General features: G+C 44.9%; 18 protein-coding genes, 1 tRNA gene and 1 pseudogene. 15 read left to right on the top strand and 5 right to left on the bottom strand.

From position 1 onward, the window contains the following. Window positions 1-9: 9 nt before the first annotated feature. From DN730_RS11130 to DN730_RS11150, 5 genes are all read left to right on the top strand, one after another. The gene (locus DN730_RS11130) at window positions 10-1,299 is read left to right on the top strand and encodes a TRAP transporter large permease (protein ID WP_115468214.1); all 1,290 of its coding nucleotides are present in this window, start codon (window positions 10-12) and stop codon (window positions 1,297-1,299) included. Window positions 1,300-1,416: 117 nt separating this feature from the next. Beyond that, window positions 1,417-2,793 carry a cache domain-containing protein gene (locus DN730_RS11135; RefSeq protein ID WP_115468215.1) on the top strand — a complete coding sequence of 459 codons (1,377 nt, stop codon included), beginning with the start codon at window positions 1,417-1,419 and terminating at the stop codon, window positions 2,791-2,793. Beyond that, the gene (locus tag DN730_RS11140) at window positions 2,783-3,433 is read left to right on the top strand and encodes a response regulator (protein WP_115468216.1); all 651 of its coding nucleotides are present in this window, start codon (window positions 2,783-2,785) and stop codon (window positions 3,431-3,433) included. The genes DN730_RS11135 and DN730_RS11140 overlap by 11 nt, the downstream gene beginning before the upstream one ends. Before the next feature lie 90 nt (window positions 3,434-3,523). Beyond that, window positions 3,524-4,828 carry a methyl-accepting chemotaxis protein gene (locus DN730_RS19370; RefSeq protein ID WP_115468282.1) on the top strand — a complete coding sequence of 435 codons (1,305 nt, stop codon included), beginning with the start codon at window positions 3,524-3,526 and terminating at the stop codon, window positions 4,826-4,828. Window positions 4,829-5,030: 202 nt separating this feature from the next. Continuing rightward, entirely contained in the window at window positions 5,031-6,254 is a 1,224-nt protein-coding gene (locus DN730_RS11150) for a family 8 glycosyl hydrolase (RefSeq protein WP_115468217.1), read from the top strand. A 76-nt stretch (window positions 6,255-6,330) separates the two neighbouring features. On the opposite strand, the gene DN730_RS11155 is transcribed toward DN730_RS11150, so the two are convergent. Continuing rightward, a complete protein-coding gene (locus tag DN730_RS11155; protein WP_115468218.1) occupies window positions 6,331-7,245 on the bottom strand; it encodes an AraC family transcriptional regulator in 915 nt (304 codons plus the stop codon). Window positions 7,246-7,392: 147 nt separating this feature from the next. On the opposite strand from DN730_RS11155, the gene DN730_RS11160 reads away from it, so the two are divergent. From DN730_RS11160 to DN730_RS19375, 5 genes and pseudogenes are all read left to right on the top strand, one after another. After that, window positions 7,393-8,295 carry an aldo/keto reductase family protein gene (locus DN730_RS11160; protein ID WP_115468283.1) on the top strand — a complete coding sequence of 301 codons (903 nt, stop codon included), beginning with the start codon at window positions 7,393-7,395 and terminating at the stop codon, window positions 8,293-8,295. A 166-nt stretch (window positions 8,296-8,461) separates the two neighbouring features. Beyond that, window positions 8,462-8,566 (top strand): annotated as a pseudogene (locus DN730_RS19505) (GFA family protein); the annotation flags it as partial. 25 nt (window positions 8,567-8,591) lie between these two features. Further along, window positions 8,592-9,059 carry a MazG-related protein gene (locus DN730_RS11170; protein WP_115468219.1) on the top strand — a complete coding sequence of 156 codons (468 nt, stop codon included), beginning with the start codon at window positions 8,592-8,594 and terminating at the stop codon, window positions 9,057-9,059. A gap of 200 nt (window positions 9,060-9,259) precedes the next feature. Then, on the top strand, window positions 9,260-9,505 hold the full coding sequence (locus DN730_RS19460; RefSeq protein WP_115468220.1) for a serine hydrolase: 246 nt from the start codon (window positions 9,260-9,262) through the stop codon (window positions 9,503-9,505). Further along, window positions 9,424-9,807 (top strand): serine hydrolase domain-containing protein, encoded by a 384-nt coding sequence (locus DN730_RS19375; RefSeq protein WP_342768181.1) that lies wholly within the window; start codon window positions 9,424-9,426, stop codon window positions 9,805-9,807. Before DN730_RS19460 ends, DN730_RS19375 begins: the two co-directional genes overlap by 82 nt. 72 nt (window positions 9,808-9,879) lie before the next feature. Here DN730_RS19375 and DN730_RS11185 read toward each other — a convergent pair. The 4 genes from DN730_RS11185 to flgA all read right to left on the bottom strand — a co-directional run bounded on the left by DN730_RS11185 (window position 9,880) and on the right by flgA (window position 11,643). Further along, window positions 9,880-9,955 (bottom strand) — tRNA-Arg (locus tag DN730_RS11185). 73 nt (window positions 9,956-10,028) lie between these two features. Beyond that, on the bottom strand, window positions 10,029-10,505 hold the full coding sequence (locus DN730_RS11190) for a flagella synthesis protein FlgN (protein ID WP_115468222.1): 477 nt from the start codon (window positions 10,503-10,505) through the stop codon (window positions 10,029-10,031). Between the two features lie 19 nt (window positions 10,506-10,524). Further along, the gene (flgM, locus tag DN730_RS11195) at window positions 10,525-10,842 is read right to left on the bottom strand and encodes a flagellar biosynthesis anti-sigma factor FlgM (RefSeq protein WP_115468223.1); all 318 of its coding nucleotides are present in this window, start codon (window positions 10,840-10,842) and stop codon (window positions 10,525-10,527) included. Between the two features lie 108 nt (window positions 10,843-10,950). Then, on the bottom strand, window positions 10,951-11,643 hold the full coding sequence (gene flgA / locus DN730_RS11200; protein ID WP_115468224.1) for a flagellar basal body P-ring formation chaperone FlgA: 693 nt from the start codon (window positions 11,641-11,643) through the stop codon (window positions 10,951-10,953). 127 nt (window positions 11,644-11,770) lie between these two features. Here flgA and DN730_RS11205 point away from each other — a divergent pair, with 127 nt between their 5' ends. From DN730_RS11205 to DN730_RS11225, 5 genes are all read left to right on the top strand, one after another. After that, window positions 11,771-12,709, top strand: a complete 939-nt coding sequence (locus DN730_RS11205; protein WP_115468225.1) for a chemotaxis protein CheV — start codon at window positions 11,771-11,773, stop codon at window positions 12,707-12,709. Window positions 12,710-12,736: 27 nt separating this feature from the next. Continuing rightward, window positions 12,737-13,570 carry a CheR family methyltransferase gene (locus DN730_RS11210; protein ID WP_115468226.1) on the top strand — a complete coding sequence of 278 codons (834 nt, stop codon included), beginning with the start codon at window positions 12,737-12,739 and terminating at the stop codon, window positions 13,568-13,570. 180 nt (window positions 13,571-13,750) lie between these two features. Further along, on the top strand, window positions 13,751-14,146 hold the full coding sequence (gene flgB / locus DN730_RS11215) for a flagellar basal body rod protein FlgB (protein WP_115468227.1): 396 nt from the start codon (window positions 13,751-13,753) through the stop codon (window positions 14,144-14,146). A 2-nt stretch (window positions 14,147-14,148) separates the two neighbouring features. Beyond that, window positions 14,149-14,601, top strand: a complete 453-nt coding sequence (gene flgC / locus DN730_RS11220) for a flagellar basal body rod protein FlgC (protein ID WP_115468228.1) — start codon at window positions 14,149-14,151, stop codon at window positions 14,599-14,601. An 11-nt stretch (window positions 14,602-14,612) separates the two neighbouring features. After that, window positions 14,613-15,326 (top strand): flagellar hook assembly protein FlgD, encoded by a 714-nt coding sequence (locus tag DN730_RS11225; RefSeq protein WP_115468229.1) that lies wholly within the window; start codon window positions 14,613-14,615, stop codon window positions 15,324-15,326. Window positions 15,327-15,329: the final 3 nt, after the last annotated feature.

Raw genomic sequence — 15,329 nt, forward strand, 5'->3', positions numbered from 1 at the left:
GGTGTTTTTATGATTGGTATTATTATGTTTTTTGTGGCGCTGGTGATGCTGTTATTCGGCTTCCCAGTGGCATTTACCTTCGGTGGTGTGGCGCTTATTTTTGGGGTGTTCGCGGAAGGTTGGGATATGTTCGCGTTCATGCCGTTCCGTATCCAAAGCTATATGGAAAATACAGTAATGATGGCGGTGCCATTGTTTATTTTCATGGGCATCGTACTTCAGAAAACCCGTTTGGCGGAGCAGTTACTTGAGGCCATGGGGAAGCTGTTTGGCAGTGTTCGAGGCGGGTTAGCGATCTCAACCATTTTAGTTGGGTCGTTGTTAGCCGCTTCTACTGGTGTTGTCGGTGCCAGCGTTGTCGCGATGGGCTTGATTTCATTGCCTGTCATGATGAAGTATCAATACAGCAAGTCGTTGGCGTGTGGCACTATCTGCGCATCAGGGACGCTAGGTCAAATCATCCCGCCCTCTATTATTCTGATCATCCTCGGTGATGTCTTGGGGATTCCCGTTGGGGATCTATTTCAAGCGGCGCTAGGCCCAGGTGTGGTGTTGATTGGCTGTTACATTCTATACATCGTTGTGATTACTTGGTTGAACCCTGAGCTGGCACCAGCGATTCCTTATGATGAATCATTAGGCACGCGTTCTCAGCAGATCCGCGATGCGCTAAAAGCGATTGTCCCGCCGCTTGCCTTGGTGCTGATTGTACTCGGATCTATCTTTTCTGGTATTGCTACGCCAACTGAGTCATCAGCGTTAGGCGGTGTCGGTGCGGTGGTGTTAGCGCTTATCTATCGTCAATTTAGCTGGAAGATGCTGTTTGATAGTTCGCTTGAGACCGTCAAAGTGACGGCGATGGTGTTTGCCATTTTGATGGGCGCAACGGCTTTTTCTATGGCGTTTAGCTACACGGGTGGCGATTACATTGTTGAAGAGGTGTTGTTGAATCTACCTGGCGAGAAGTGGGGCTTCATCATATTGGCGATGATTGCGATTTTGGTACTTGGCTTTTTCATCGACTTTGTGGAAATCGCGTTTATTATTGTGCCCATTCTGGCCCCTGTTGCGGAAGCGCTAGGCATTAATATGGTGTGGTTCGCGATCTTGATTGCAATGAACCTACAGACGTCATTCTTAACGCCGCCCTTTGGATTCAGTTTGTTCTACCTCAAAGGCGTTGCCCCAAGGTCGGTCAAAACATTCGATATCTATCGGGGGGTAGTGCCCTTTATCCTCATTCAGATTGCTGTATTGGTGAGTATTTTGGTGATGCCCGGTTGGTATGGTATGGACTAAAAGGTAATACACATTTTGGGTAAATAACTTTATCTTTGTAAACAAGGGAGGCTGGGCCTCCCTTTTACGCGAAGGTTACGCGTGCACATCAGGCAACAATAATAATCAGGCCCTGTTATGACATTAAAAAGCAAAATCATTTTGCTGACCCTTATTCCGTTGCTGCTTGCCACGGCCATCATTACCTATTTAGGTGTCACGCATGCTCACAGCCTGACTCAACAAGAGTTGGCACTCTACGAGCAGCGTATGATCGCGACTCGTAAGCAAGCCTTAAAAGATAATGTGGCCATCGCGATGTCTGCCATCCGACCCATTATTGACGATACGACGTTGACCGACGAACAAGCCAAACAGCAGGTGCGCGATCTGCTTATGGGGTTACGTTATGGCGAAGATGGCTATTTCTTTGCTTATCAACAAGACGGCGTCAACCTTGTCCATCCAACACAGCCAGACTTTGTCGGCCAAAACCTTCTAGAGTTCCAAGATCGTGAAGGCGATTTTCTAATTAAAAACCTATTGCAAGCTGCCAATTCTGGTGGTGGTTTTCACCGTTATATATGGGAAAAACCCCCACTACTAGTCCAAGAAGACAAACTCAGTTACGTGGTCATCATCGAGCGTTGGAATTGGATGATGGGGACTGGATTGTATTTGGATGATATCTACCGTGATTTAGACGTGGCCCAAGACAGTATGAACCGGAACATTACGGCAAGCTTGTTTACGGTGTTGTTTGTCTTGGGGTTAACAGTAGTGGTTGTGGTGTTGCTTGGTCTATTGATCAATCTGCGTGAGCACCGCTTGGCCGACGCCCGACTCAAAAAACTCATTCAACGTTTTATTCGGATGCAAATCAGTGAGCGTCGTAAGTTTTCGCGAGAATTGCATGATGGAATCAACCAAATGCTGGTGTCTGGGAAGTTTCGCGTTGAGTTGGTGGCTAATAAGCTGCGTAAAGGCGTGGCTTGGGAGGCCGTAATCAAAGATCTTCAACAAGCCGAAAGTGTGATTGATCAAACGATTCGTGAGGTACGTCAAATATCGCATGACTTACGACCCACATTGTTGGATGACCTTGGATTAGAAGCCGCCTTGATTGGTATGCTGACGCAATTCTCTGAGCGCACAGGTATTCATGTTGAGCACCAGTTCACGCCTCGGCTCAATGCCCTTATGGAAGAAGTCGAAATTACCCTATATCGCATGTCCCAAGAGTGCCTGAGTAATATTGAAAAGCACGCTGAGGCTAAGAACGTCACCTTTACTATTGAAATCCAGCGGGACCTCCTATGTTTAGAGTGTCGTGATGATGGCGTCGGTTTTGATACGGGAGAAAGTCCGTCTGGAATTGGTGTGTTAAATATGCGTGAACGGTTAGCCCTGATTGAAGGTGAGTTTTTTATACACAGTGAAGCGTCTGTAGGAACAACCGTGATAGCAACGGTGCCGATCGACATTGCGTTTGTAGGAGAGCAGTATGACAGCTAGTACCAAGCCATTCATAAAAGTTCTATTAGTTGATGACCATTTATTGGTATTAGATGGCTTAGTGGCACGTCTTGAATTGGAAGCACATATACAGATTGTTGGCACTGCTAATAATGGAGAGGAAGCCTTAACCAAGGCAGCAGAACTCATGCCGGATGTGGTGCTGATGGATGTATCAATGCCTGTACTGGGCGGTATTGATGCGGCCAAACGTTTCCGCGAAGAGCAACCTAATATCAAAGTATTGATGCTTAGTATGCATCATGATCGTGAATACATTTTGCCATTGGTTCAATCAGGCGCTAGTGGCTATGTTCTAAAAGACGTATCGATTAATGAGCTGATTACAGCGATTGAAACCGTCAATCAAGGTGGAACGTACTTTAGCGCGGGCGCGTCTCAATCGCTCTTTACAGCATATGTTGATACAGCAGACACGGATGTTGAAGCGTTAACACGAAGAGAATCGGATATTTTAATTGAGTTAGCGTCAGGTTATGCCAATAAAGAAGTCGCTCGACGTTTGGGCATCAGTGTCCGTACGGTCGAGACTCATCGCCAAAATATTAAAAATAAATTAGAGATACACACCACAGCGGGTTTAACCAAGTACGCATTGGAGCAAGGGCTAATCAATTAGGGTTATATTTTTTCGTGCACTATTGTAAAGATCTATTTATATTGTCGTCACAAATGGAATATTTTATGGATGGTTGCCATGGGGATTACTATGGTTTTTGGACTTCGCAATAGAAAGCCAAAGATTGACTCTTCTATAGCCAAACAGGAACAGCAGGACAGACAGAATTACGAATTACAGGCGATTAAATCTCATACCGCTTTCATTAGCTTCAACCCAGATGGCACCATCACAGACGTCAATGCACTTCTCTTGCACGCTGTTGGTTATGAACGATCAGAAGTGGTAGGCCAACACCACCGGATGTTTTGCTCCAAACAATATGTTTCGTCTGAAGAATATAGCGATTTCTGGCGTAGGCTTGCATCGGGTGAATCCTTCAGTGGAACGTTTGCAAGGTATAAAAAGGACGGCACTATCTTATACGTCGAGGCAGATTACTTCCCAGTTTCAAACGAACAGGGGGAGGTGGTTGAAATCATCAAAATTTGCAGTGATGTCACGAGTCAGCAACTGGAACTAAAGGCTAACAATGCCATTTTAGAAGCACTTGACCGATCCCAAGCGGTAATTGAGTTCGAACCAGATGGCACCATAATTCACTCCAATCAGAACTTTCTTGATGTAATGGGGTACACCGCAGAGCAGGTGATCGGCAAACATCACCGTATCTTTTGTGAAGATGAGTTTTATCGCGAAAATCCAAGTTTTTGGCATGACTTAGCCAGTGGTACGCTGAACTCTGGCCGTTTTAAGCGACAAAATAGCCGCGGTGAAAATGTTTGGGTCGAGGCAACCTATAATCCGATTTTTGATGATCACGGCAAGGTCTATAAAGTCATTAAATTCGCTTCGGATATATCAGATCGAGTTCGTATGGCGATGACCGCCGTTGAAATGGCCGCTGCCACATCTGAAGAAACCAATCAAATTACCACCAATGTGGTACAAGTACTCAGTGAAACGGTAAGTACTTCGCAAAATATAGCGCAGCAAGTTGCTCACGCGACAACGACCGGCGAAGAGCTGAAATCACAATCAAAAAATATCTCCGATATTGTAACTGCGATTCGAGCTATCGCAGATCAAACTAATTTACTGGCGCTGAACGCTGCTATTGAAGCAGCTCGTGCCGGAGATGCTGGAAGAGGCTTTTCAGTGGTGGCGGATGAGGTTCGAAAGCTTGCCAGCAATACGGCTGAAGCGACTGCCGAAATATCGACGGTCGTTGAGCGTAATCATCAACTCATCACTCAGATTGATGAAACGCTAGTATCTGTTTCTGGTATCGCGACGCATGGTCAAGAGAGCGTTGGCAACCTGTCGCAGGGTTTAGAAGAAGTAAAACGCGGTGTTGAGCAGTTCGTACAAATGGTTGAGTCAATGCGTCCTTAAGCTGGAAGTTGTCGTAGACTGGAGTTTTGAAACCGTTACGTATTATTTTGAAGTAAGCCGCTTGATGCGATCAAAAAATGATGTCTATGTTGGCTCATTTCATTGGTCTATTAGCCTTCGAGTCTCTATATTGAACGCGGCGGCTTTGCCTTATTTGAAATAGCCTTTTACTGCCAAGCTCTCTCTGAAAAAAGAGATCAAGATGAAATTATTGTTCAGCATCGTAATGAGTAGCCTATTCGCTTTGGGCGCGCCAGCATTCGCGGGTGTTATTCAACCCTCCTATGAACAAGCGGAGCTTGATGCTCAGTTGACGAGTTTTTATCAGCAATGGAAAGCAAGCTACTTACGCCAAGGGTGTGGTGCAGGGCGCTACTATGTTGATGCCGCAGGAGATGGTAATGCCGTAGAAGGTGGCACAGCAGATTCGACGCTGAGTATTTCCGAAGGGCACGGTTATGGCATGCTCATTACTGTGATGATGGCGGATTTTGATCCTGATGCCCAAGAGATATTTAATGGTATGGTGTCCTTCTTCCGTGATCATCCTGCACAGTCCAATCCGGGGTTAATGGCGTGGAATCAATTGCGGATCTGTGTAAATGCAGGCGAAGACGTCGGTGGAGATAACAGCGCAACCGATGGTGATCTCGACATAGCGTACGCCTTGTTATTAGCGGATAGTAAATGGGGCAGTCGAGGCTCTGTTAATTATAGAGCCGAGGCACTTAAAGTTATCTCTGCTATTAAACAGCTGGAAATTGATCCGATAAGTCATTTTGTACGAATAGGCGATTGGGTTGATCGCATTGACGGTGGTCGATACGCTCACACAACGCGATCTTCTGATTTTATGGTGTCGCATTTTAAAGCGTTTGCAGACGTCAGCGGAGATGACAGTTGGTACTTTGTTCGCAATCAAACCTATTCAATCATTGATCACATTCGTAGTTCGTACAGTCCAGACACCTCGCTCACACCTGACTTCATTGTGAATGTGCCTCGTAATGCACGGCCCGCAGAGCCTGATTTCATTGAGGGCGATGGGGATGGGGAATACTCATGGAATGCCGTTCGCTACCCTTGGCGTATCGCTCTTGACTACCGGCTCTACGGCGAGCGCAGAGCATTTTATGCTTTATTACCAATAAATCACTGGATCAAAAAAGCGAGCGGCGGAGACCCTGAACGTATCGCTGATACCTATACTCTTAGTGGCGATTATTCGACAGAGAGTGGATTTGGCTCAATGGCCTTTGTATCTATGTTTGCTGTTGCAGCCACAATAGATAAATCAAACCAACAATGGTTGGATGCTCTATGGCGAAATATGTATCAAACCTCTATTAACGAAGAAGACTACTACGGCAATACCTTAAAATTGTTGTCTATGATTACCATTACAGGCCATTGGCAGAAACCTTAGCCCTTTTTCTCAGCAAATTAGTCAGGTCGAGAAAAGTCTCGATTGGCCGTTATATTCTGTGTTTATGGAGGGAGCGCTAACTTTGTGTTGCGGCAGCTCTGTCCTGACGGGGAGACTTATCAAATTTTCTCGCGTATTCGCGGCTGAATTGGGCGTGGTTGTCGTAGCCGACTTCGAAGCCAATCGTAGCGATTGGACGCGAACTCTCGCGTACTAAGGTTTGAGCTTTGAGTAAGCGTAGCTCTTTGGAATAGGTAAGCGGACTCATACCCGTAATGGCTTTGAAATGCTGATGCAAAGCAGAACGGCTCATACCTGATTCTTTGGCTAACTCAGCGATGGATAGGGTTTTACTGAGGTCGTCGTTGATGAGCTTGATGATCTTGGCGATCTGTGCCGATTTGTCTCCATGCCATACCAATCGGGCTAACCGATGCCCAATCTCTGAATGCAGCAAACGCGCATGAATTTCCTCTTCAATTAACGGCGCAATCATTGGCGCAAGGGTTGGCTCGCTTTCTAATTCAATCAAACGCCCGAGTGCCTGCGTCACTTCGTTCGGAACTGGATGGCAGCCGATGGCTGCGCCATCATCTAGCGGACGTGTTGAATGTGTTGGATCAGAATAACGCATGAGTTTTTCTCGGTCTAATGGCAAGATTACCGCCACGTAGGGCTTTTGATCCGTTGCTTGAGTGATCTGCGAAATCACAGGAATATGATGACTCACCACGATCATTTTGGCTTGGCTACAGCATACTTGGTGTTCACCCGCAGAGACTTGCTTCTCCCCCTGCAGTACCACACATAACAGTGGCTGGTAGACCGATGACTCAATTGGAGTGGGGGCGTTAAAAGAGGCGATCACCAATTTGCAGTAATCAAATTGTAAGTAGCGGCCAAGCGCATTCTGGCGCTGGACGCAATCCTGAGTCAAGGTGAGTAGAGAGTTAATGGCCATCGTGCGCTTCACATCGGTTGATGAATACATACTCCCAGCAATATAGCGTTCATTTCACTAAAAATCTTTAAGTTTGGATTATTGTGCAAGTTAAACGGATTATTCGCCAATTTTTATGATCTTGAATGGACTATAAATATAGCCACACTCATTCAATATCTAGGATTCGCCATGGACATGTCACACACAACTCGTAACTCATTAGGGATACCGTTGGTCGGCTTTGGTACGTATCAGCTTACCAATGAGCAGGCAGAGGTCTGCGTACGCGATGCCTTACTCGCAGGGTTTCGTCATATTGATTCGGCGCAGGGCTACAATAACGAAGTGGGTACTGGGAAAGCTCTACAAGCTGCTGGTATTGCCCGCGATGAAGTATTTGTTACGACTAAGCTGTTTCCAGGGTATGCGCCTTGGGGCTCGGCGGAGAAAACATACGACGACACCATAGCAACCCTAAAGCATCAGTTGACCGAGTTGCAACTGGATTATGTGGATATGTATATGATCCATGCGCCGTTTTCCAGCCTGCGACTAGAGCAATGGCACGCGTGTATGGAGCTGAAAAAACTGGGGTTAACCAAGCACATCGGTGTGGCGAACTATAATGTTGCGCGCCTTGAAGAAATTACCGACGCTGGATTAGCGTTGCCAGAAGCCAATCAAATTGAATTTCATCCACTGTGCGCTCAAGTCGAATTGACAGAGTACATGCGTCAAAAAGGGATTGTGCCGATAGCGTATAGCTCATTAGCGCCGTTAGCCAGTTGGCGAATGGAAGATGGGCAAGGCGGTGAGGTCTTAGCAGAAATCAAAGCGGAAAGTCAGGTCGTGCTGAGCGAAATGGCGACGCGTATGAATGTGCCACAGGCCAAACTGCTATTGAGATGGGGTATGCAGCATGGCTATTGCGTACTCACCAAAAGCAGCAAGCCTGAGCGCATTCGCGATAACCTAAATATTTTTGACTTTAGCATTTCAGATCAAGACATGGCGCGCCTGGATCAGCTTAACCAAAACCAAGCTATCGCTTGGGCTGCAAATGGCTTAAACCCAATGGAAGTGGCTGATCCGCTTTGACAACGGCCTTACGTGCGTCGCCTTGGTGAAAATTGAAATTCCATACTAAGATCAGGAATCAATAAAGCCTTCGGTTGAAATCACGTGCTGCGAATAAAGGCGTAATCGTGATATTGGGTGAAACGAAAAGCCATGCAAAAAATCTAAAAAGGAAACTTACAGAGGTAGTTGTCATTGCCGAGCAGTTTCATTCGAAATCGATACGGACTTTCATGAGCTTACAACGTGTAATTGCTTCATCTGCCGTAAGAAAAATGCTCTTGTGGTATAGGGCAAAGGTTAACTAAGAGAACTAGATGAGTGAGAAAGTGAAAGTCGCGTTGAAGTGGCTAAAAGAGATCTTGGCTGAAGAAGACATTGAATACCAAATTGTCGGTGGATTGGCTGCAACCATTCATGGTGGCAGCCGTGAAATTGCTGACATCGACCTTTATATCCATAACTCTGATGCAAACAAGGTTTTGGCTCATGTATCGCAATTCTTATCTAAACCGTTAGCTCGTTATACTGAATACGGTTGGGATCTCGAGTATTTCCAGTTGGTTTACCAAAACCAAAAAATTGAAATCGGTTTATCTGATAATACAAAGATACAATCGGCTTTAGACGGTTCTTGGTATCAGCTTGAAATTGATTATTCAGCGTCAGTGGAAAAAGTCTATCAAGGCATCGTGTTGTCAGTGATCCCTGTTCATTGCTTAATCGAGTACAAGCGAATATTGGGTAGGGAAGTCGACGTGATTGACATACAAGAACTAACGTAGAGTGCAGTGCTAGAACAAAGCTTTTAAGAGAGATAAACGTCTGCCTGTCGGCGCAATGGTCCGTAAAATTAGCACGGATCACTCCGTAAGTCAGTGAAGCTTATCTGGGATGAATGGCGACTCTCGTATAAGGAATTCAAGTAAATGGCTGCAAACCCATATGTGTTCTCGCTTAATTTTGCTCGAAAAAAAACGGCGATGTGGTATTTGAAAAATACTACGGGTTGAGTGGCTCAGAGACGGCAGAGCAGCTGGATGATTATTCCTCCTTAAATTTGGCCTCAGTATCAAAACAATTCACAGCAATGGGAATTGTGATTCTAAAGAACAAGTCATTGCTTGAATATGATGATGAAATATCAAAATACATTCCGAGCTCGATTTTTACGAAAGAGTCACTATTCGCAATCTCCTCCATCATACCTCAGGTATTCCTGATTATATGAGGATGGTGATGAAGTATCGGAAAGGTGAGGAATTGTTCACAATATCAGAGATGATCAATCTTTATAAAAAGGAAAGGCCAAAACTAAATTTCAAACCGAGTGAAAAATTTGAATACAGCAATACTGGCTATGTATTACTTTCTGAAATTGTAGCAAGAGTATCAAATCAGACGTTCAGTGAATTTATGTGGGAGAACATATTTTCTGTACTCGGCATGAAAGATACTCAGGTCTTTAACTTGATCTCAGAAGGTGCTCCTTCCAATAGGGTGTATGTGTTTTTAGCGAATGCTACACCTTAATCACTGAGTCCATCGAATACAAAGCCTTTCAGGCACAAAAAAGCCGCTACGAAAGGCGGCTTAGATAGACTATGGTGTCTCCACCAGGACTCGAACCTGGAATAGCCGCTTAGGAGGCGGCAGGTATATCCCGTTTACCTATGGAGACACTGTTTGAGATTATAACGGAAGTCAGCGAAGATACCAACAAGCTGAAGGCTATCATGCTGTTTTATAAGTGATTATGCACGTCCGAGGGTGTGTTTACTGCTAACGGGATGAGTATTACCTTTTGAGGTATATACTTTGTTTTTGCGGTTGTGTCCTTGCAGCATTTCAAATAGCGTTTTATTGCGTTTGCGAAGAGTCGTAATGATGCGGGCGTTGGTAAAGTTTTCTTTCTTGCATTGATCTAGCAATATATTGCATTCGTCGACAAGTTGTTTCACATCTTCCATTTTAGGTTGAGCATCAAGCCATTCTTTAAATGCGTGATCAGATGGGTCTTTGGCGTCGATCACTCCAAATTTGATCAGCATTTTTGTACGCTTTTCATTTGCGGTGTCGATGTTGTCTAGGAGGGCTTGTTTCTCTGAGGAGAGCTGTAAAATATCGTCTGGGGTTGCGGTGGCTAGAATACGGCGTTCACACTGAAGAACCTCAAGAAGTTTCTCAAGGTTCTCTTTCATTTGCGTGAAAAGCGGGGCGAGCGGAACCATAATTAGCCTTTGCTAGCGATTAGCCAAATAATGCGTCGATTGACATCATGTTGCTTGCAAGCTTTTCTGAGTCAATTTTGTATTCGCCTGCTGCAATGGCTTGTTTGATTTGCTCTACTTTATCCATGTCGATCGCATCAGAGCTTGAGTCTGCATTTTTAGACTGTAGTGATTGAGCCACACTGCTCAGTTGCACTGTGTCATCAGCCAAGGTCTCTTTGCTGTCTACTGCGCTGTTATTTGGTGTGGATTGAGTACTGGCTTCTTCTTTAGAAACTCGCTCATTTTTTGTTGTGAGGGACGGTTGTGTACCGACACCTGAAATATTAATTGCCATGCTCGCCTCCTGAAATTAGTCCGCTAACCCAGTTATCGGTTAATTACGCCTAAACTTTAATAAAAAGTTTGGTTTTTTTAACTCATGTGGGCAAGCTGCTACAACTGGTTAATAGTTTACTAAAACCTCGCTGTCAGTGACAACTTTTGCGTACACTATTCGACCAGAGCTAGTGTTTTGAACGCGTATTTGTTGGCCTTTTACGCCATCTTCGAGCGCAGTTCCATTCATTTTGACGATAATAGAGCCGCTTTGGGCTGTGATCAGCACGCTACTGCCTTTTTTTACTAGGTTTGGTTTTTCGGTGACTTGGTCGGTTATAAATGAATTGATACGAATGTTACGACCAGCGATGAGTCCGTATGGAGGATTTGACGTTGTATAAAGGTGGCCTCGTAACGATGATAAATCCACTTCTCCCACCGAGGTGTTGGCTTCGCTAATACGTTCACCTCTTGAGATCGGGGAGTTGGCTTTGATGCCCTGTATCAGTATTTGTTGTTCTATCGGTACATAGGACTTCCAAAACGGGTTTGCACAGGAAATAGCATAGGTTGTGCGGCTTACTGCTTCTGGGCGCTGGTTCTCGATAATAAGTTGCTCAAGTGGACAATCTGGCAGATAGTTAAGTGCGATTCTGTTTCGAATTTCGATATTGATGCGGGCATCCGGGTAGAGGCTTTGTAAACGATTGTGTTCGGTGTTCTTGATGAATTGTTGGATTTGCGTTTCTATTTGTGACGCATAGCTCCACGTCGAAATAAAAAAGAGTATGATGGTCAAAAGCTTGACGCGACCCATCGTATATCTCCAAGGATGTGAACAAGGGTTAGTAAAAAGATAAAAATCACTCTATCATTTGATGAGTGATTTTCATAACAGTAGGGTTTCTCCCTTTATATCAGAGCGCATATTTTAGGAGGCATTTATGGCCGGAGTTCTCGAGAGTGTTAACCAGCGTACCCAACTCGTCGGAGAGAACCGTCTAGAGCTATTGCTTTTCCGACTTAACGGCAAGCAGATTTACGGTATAAACGTTTTTAAAGTGAAGGAAGTGCTTCAGTGCCCTAAGTTGACAACCATGCCTCACAGTAGCCCAGTTGTGAGAGGCGTTGCTCATATTCGTGGAGGAACCATTCCAATTTTGGATTTAGGACTCGCGACGGGCGCTAGTCCCATTGAAAATATTGAGAACTGCTTTGTTATCATTACTGAATACAATCGCCGTATTCAAGGGTTCTTGGTTCGCGGAGTGGAGCGTATTGTCAATATGAACTGGAGTGATATCCAGCCGCCACCAAAGGGTCTCTCAAATGACAACTATTTGACCGCGGTTTGTCAGGTAGACAAAGAAATGGTCGAGATCGTTGATGTCGAACAAATCCTATCTGAAGTCGCACCGACTCGACAGAACATTACCGACGGTATCGTGACAGACGATGTTCAAACGAATGCTAAGAATCACCATATTTTGATTGTTGATGACTCGTCTGTAGCACGTAAACAGATCAAGCGCTGTATGGAAGATGTTGGCTTTGCTACGACAGTGCTTTGTGACGGTAAAGAAGCGTTGGATTATTTGCAGAATATGGTCGCAGATGGCGTGGACATTACCCACGAATTTTCTATGGTTATCTCGGATATAGAGATGCCTGAGATGGATGGCTATACGTTGACCACTGCGATTCGAAATGACAGTCGCTTACAAGACTTGTTCATTTTGCTGCATACCTCTTTAAGTGGTGTCTTCAACGAGGCGATGGTAAAAAAAGTAGGTGCTGATGGTTTCCTCGCTAAGTTTCAGCCAGATGAGCTGGCGCGAATCGCGATTGAAACAGTGGACGCTCAAGCGCAGGCAGAAGCATAGCAGTTGCTTGTGCATATAGGAGATGGGATGCAGAGCAGTACTAATACAATTTCTCCTGGCGGATACGATCGATTTCGTAAATACCTGCAAAAGGAAAGTGGTATCTCACTTAGTGAGAACAAGCAGTATTTGGTAGCGAGCCGCCTCGGTAAGCTACTAGAACGCGAGAAATTTACCAAGATTGAAATGCTGGTTGATGCGTTAGAGCGTGGTGGGCGAATGTCTAAGCTACGTGAAGAAGTGATAAATGCGATGACGACAAACGAAACACTTTGGTTTCGAGATAGTCATCCATTTAAGATCCTTAAAGATGTGGTGTTGCCAGAGTTTACACAGCGCCCCTTGAAGATCTGGTCGGCTGCTTCGTCTACGGGCCAAGAGCCTTATTCCATTAGTATGATCTTGGATGAGTATAAGCAATCCAAGCCCGGTGCGTTAAAGGCTGGTGAGCGCATTATCGCAACCGATATCTGTACCAATATACTAATGCATGCAAAGCAAGGGCAATATGACAGCCTTGCGATTGCAAGAGGGCTTAGCCCTGATAAACAAACGCGTTATTTTGAAAAGCTTTCTGATACGGTCTGGAAAGTGAAACCATCAATTGCTTCTCGGGTTGAGTTTCGGCACTTGAATTTGATCGATTCGTTTGGTTCGCTGGGCAAGTTCGACATTATCTTTTGTCGCAATGTGCTGATTTATTTTACTGCCGAAACCAAGTTGGACATCCTTCGTCGAATGCACGCTAGTTTAAATCCTGGAGGTTTTTTGTTTCTGGGAGGATCTGAAGCATTGAGTGGAATGTCGTCTATGTTCGATATCGTTCAATGCCATCCTGGTATTGTATACCGCGCTAAGTAATTACCTTTCTCATTAATACCTCATGACGGCAACATCTATTGTAGAGTTGCCGTTTTTTGTTTGCCGCCTCTTGCCGCCTTCCTATTTTGTTTTGCTAAGTGTTTGAATTTATTTATTTTTTATTTTGGCATTCATTTTGCTAAATACATTGTAGAAATCAAATTACAGAACGAGGGTCAGATGGCTATTTCCTTTAACGACGCATTTGCTGGACACGACAAAACGTTGCTTTTTCGCAGCGCGAGAGCGTCTGTTTTGGCAAATAACATCGCTAACGCAGATACGCCACATTATAAAGCGCGTGATATTTCTTTTGATTCTATGCTTGAGTCAGAAAGAAGTCGCCTTACGTTAGCGGGCCGTGATGATCGACATATTCATAGCTCTAGCTCGGTCGAAGGTGATGATGATTTGCTTTATCGTAATCCAAGTCAGCCGTCTCTTGATGGTAACACTGTGGATATGCAGCGTGAGCAAGCTGAATACGCCCAAAACTCGTTGCAATTTGATACAAGTTTTATGCTTTTGGAAAGAAAGATTAGCGGCATGAAAAAAGCGCTAACTGGAGGTCAATAATAATGTCTTTAAGTAATATTTTTGCCATTTCTGGTTCCGCAATGAGTGCCCAAACCGTTCGATTAAATACGGTCGCTAGTAACATTGCCAACGCTGACAGTGTCGCCAGTTCAGTAGATCAAACATATCGTGCTCGTAAGCCTGTATTTGAGCAAATGATGACGGAAGAGATGCGTCAGCGGGGCTGGAGCGCTTCCGATGATGTGATGGAAGGCTCTGCTGGGATGGGGGTTCATGTCGCGGGTATTGTTGAATCGGATGCGCCTCTTAAAGCACGTTTCGAGCCTGATAGCCCAATGGCAAACGAAGAAGGTTATGTTTTCTATCCAAATGTGAATCCAGTCGAAGAAATGGCTGACATGATGTCTGCGTCACGCTCTTTCCAAACTAACGTTGAAATTATGAATTCTGCGAAAAGTATGATGCAGAAAATGTTGACCTTAGGTCAGTCCTAAGGAGGTAAATTATGTCTAATGTTTCCTCTAATTCGGCTTTGTCTAATCTGATCTCGCAGTACGGGACAGACAAAGCGAAAGCAAAGAGCGGTGTTGGTGAAGACACAAATGTCGGTCAGTCCGGCAGCAGTACATCACCTTTAGCCGATCAAGATGTGTTTATGAAGCTCTATATTGAACAGCTGAAAAACCAAGACCCAACATCGCCACAAGAAACAGGTGATATGGTGTCACAAATGGCTCAGTTTAGTTCTTTAGAGCAGCTTACAAGTATGGCTTCCCAAATGTCGTCTATGTCGGAATCTTTGATTTCTAGCCAAGCACTAACGGCTTCTACATTGGTTGGCTCCTATGTGTATGTGGAGCAAGACAAGGCTGCGGTGACGGAAGGGAGTGCGACATTCGTTAAGACCTCATTTACGGACGATTCGGTTGCGAATACCCTGAGTATCTATGACCGTTCTGGAAACTTGGTGAAGTCCACAGCGTTGACTGATGAAGAGTTTGTTTGGGATGGTCGAGATGCAGAGGGCAATCCAGTAGAAGAAGGTATTTATAGTTTCATTGCGACCTCGACAAACAGCGCAGGCGAAGTGACCAAACTATCGACGATGTTGCCAGCACGAATTAATGGCGTCACCATCAATGGTGAAGACGGAACAACATTAAATGTTGCCGATTACGGCAAGCTAGCTCTGACTGATGAGCTGGAAATTTTAGGTTAGCGG

Source organism: Marinomonas piezotolerans, assembly GCF_003362755.1.
GTDB classification, from domain to species: Bacteria; Pseudomonadota; Gammaproteobacteria; order Pseudomonadales; family Marinomonadaceae; genus Marinomonas; species Marinomonas piezotolerans.

Excerpts from the sequence above, each read along its gene's own strand:
- DN730_RS11130 (WP_115468214.1), top strand. The coding sequence starts at position 10 with ATGATTGGTATTATTATGTTTTTTGTGGCGCTGGTGATGCTGTTATTC.
- DN730_RS11135 (WP_115468215.1), top strand. The coding sequence starts at position 1,417 with ATGACATTAAAAAGCAAAATCATTTTGCTGACCCTTATTCCGTTGCTG.
- DN730_RS11140 (WP_115468216.1), top strand. The coding sequence starts at position 2,783 with ATGACAGCTAGTACCAAGCCATTCATAAAAGTTCTATTAGTTGATGAC.
- DN730_RS19370 (WP_115468282.1), top strand. The coding sequence starts at position 3,524 with ATGGTTTTTGGACTTCGCAATAGAAAGCCAAAGATTGACTCTTCTATA.
- DN730_RS11150 (WP_115468217.1), top strand. The coding sequence starts at position 5,031 with ATGAAATTATTGTTCAGCATCGTAATGAGTAGCCTATTCGCTTTGGGC.
- DN730_RS11155 (WP_115468218.1), bottom strand. The coding sequence starts at position 7,245 with ATGTATTCATCAACCGATGTGAAGCGCACGATGGCCATTAACTCTCTA.
- DN730_RS11160 (WP_115468283.1), top strand. The coding sequence starts at position 7,393 with ATGTCACACACAACTCGTAACTCATTAGGGATACCGTTGGTCGGCTTT.
- DN730_RS11170 (WP_115468219.1), top strand. The coding sequence starts at position 8,592 with ATGAGTGAGAAAGTGAAAGTCGCGTTGAAGTGGCTAAAAGAGATCTTG.
- DN730_RS11190 (WP_115468222.1), bottom strand. The coding sequence starts at position 10,505 with ATGGTTCCGCTCGCCCCGCTTTTCACGCAAATGAAAGAGAACCTTGAG.
- flgM (WP_115468223.1), bottom strand. The coding sequence starts at position 10,842 with ATGGCAATTAATATTTCAGGTGTCGGTACACAACCGTCCCTCACAACA.
- flgA (WP_115468224.1), bottom strand. The coding sequence starts at position 11,643 with ATGGGTCGCGTCAAGCTTTTGACCATCATACTCTTTTTTATTTCGACG.
- DN730_RS11205 (WP_115468225.1), top strand. The coding sequence starts at position 11,771 with ATGGCCGGAGTTCTCGAGAGTGTTAACCAGCGTACCCAACTCGTCGGA.
- DN730_RS11210 (WP_115468226.1), top strand. The coding sequence starts at position 12,737 with ATGCAGAGCAGTACTAATACAATTTCTCCTGGCGGATACGATCGATTT.
- flgB (WP_115468227.1), top strand. The coding sequence starts at position 13,751 with ATGGCTATTTCCTTTAACGACGCATTTGCTGGACACGACAAAACGTTG.
- flgC (WP_115468228.1), top strand. The coding sequence starts at position 14,149 with ATGTCTTTAAGTAATATTTTTGCCATTTCTGGTTCCGCAATGAGTGCC.
- DN730_RS11225 (WP_115468229.1), top strand. The coding sequence starts at position 14,613 with ATGTCTAATGTTTCCTCTAATTCGGCTTTGTCTAATCTGATCTCGCAG.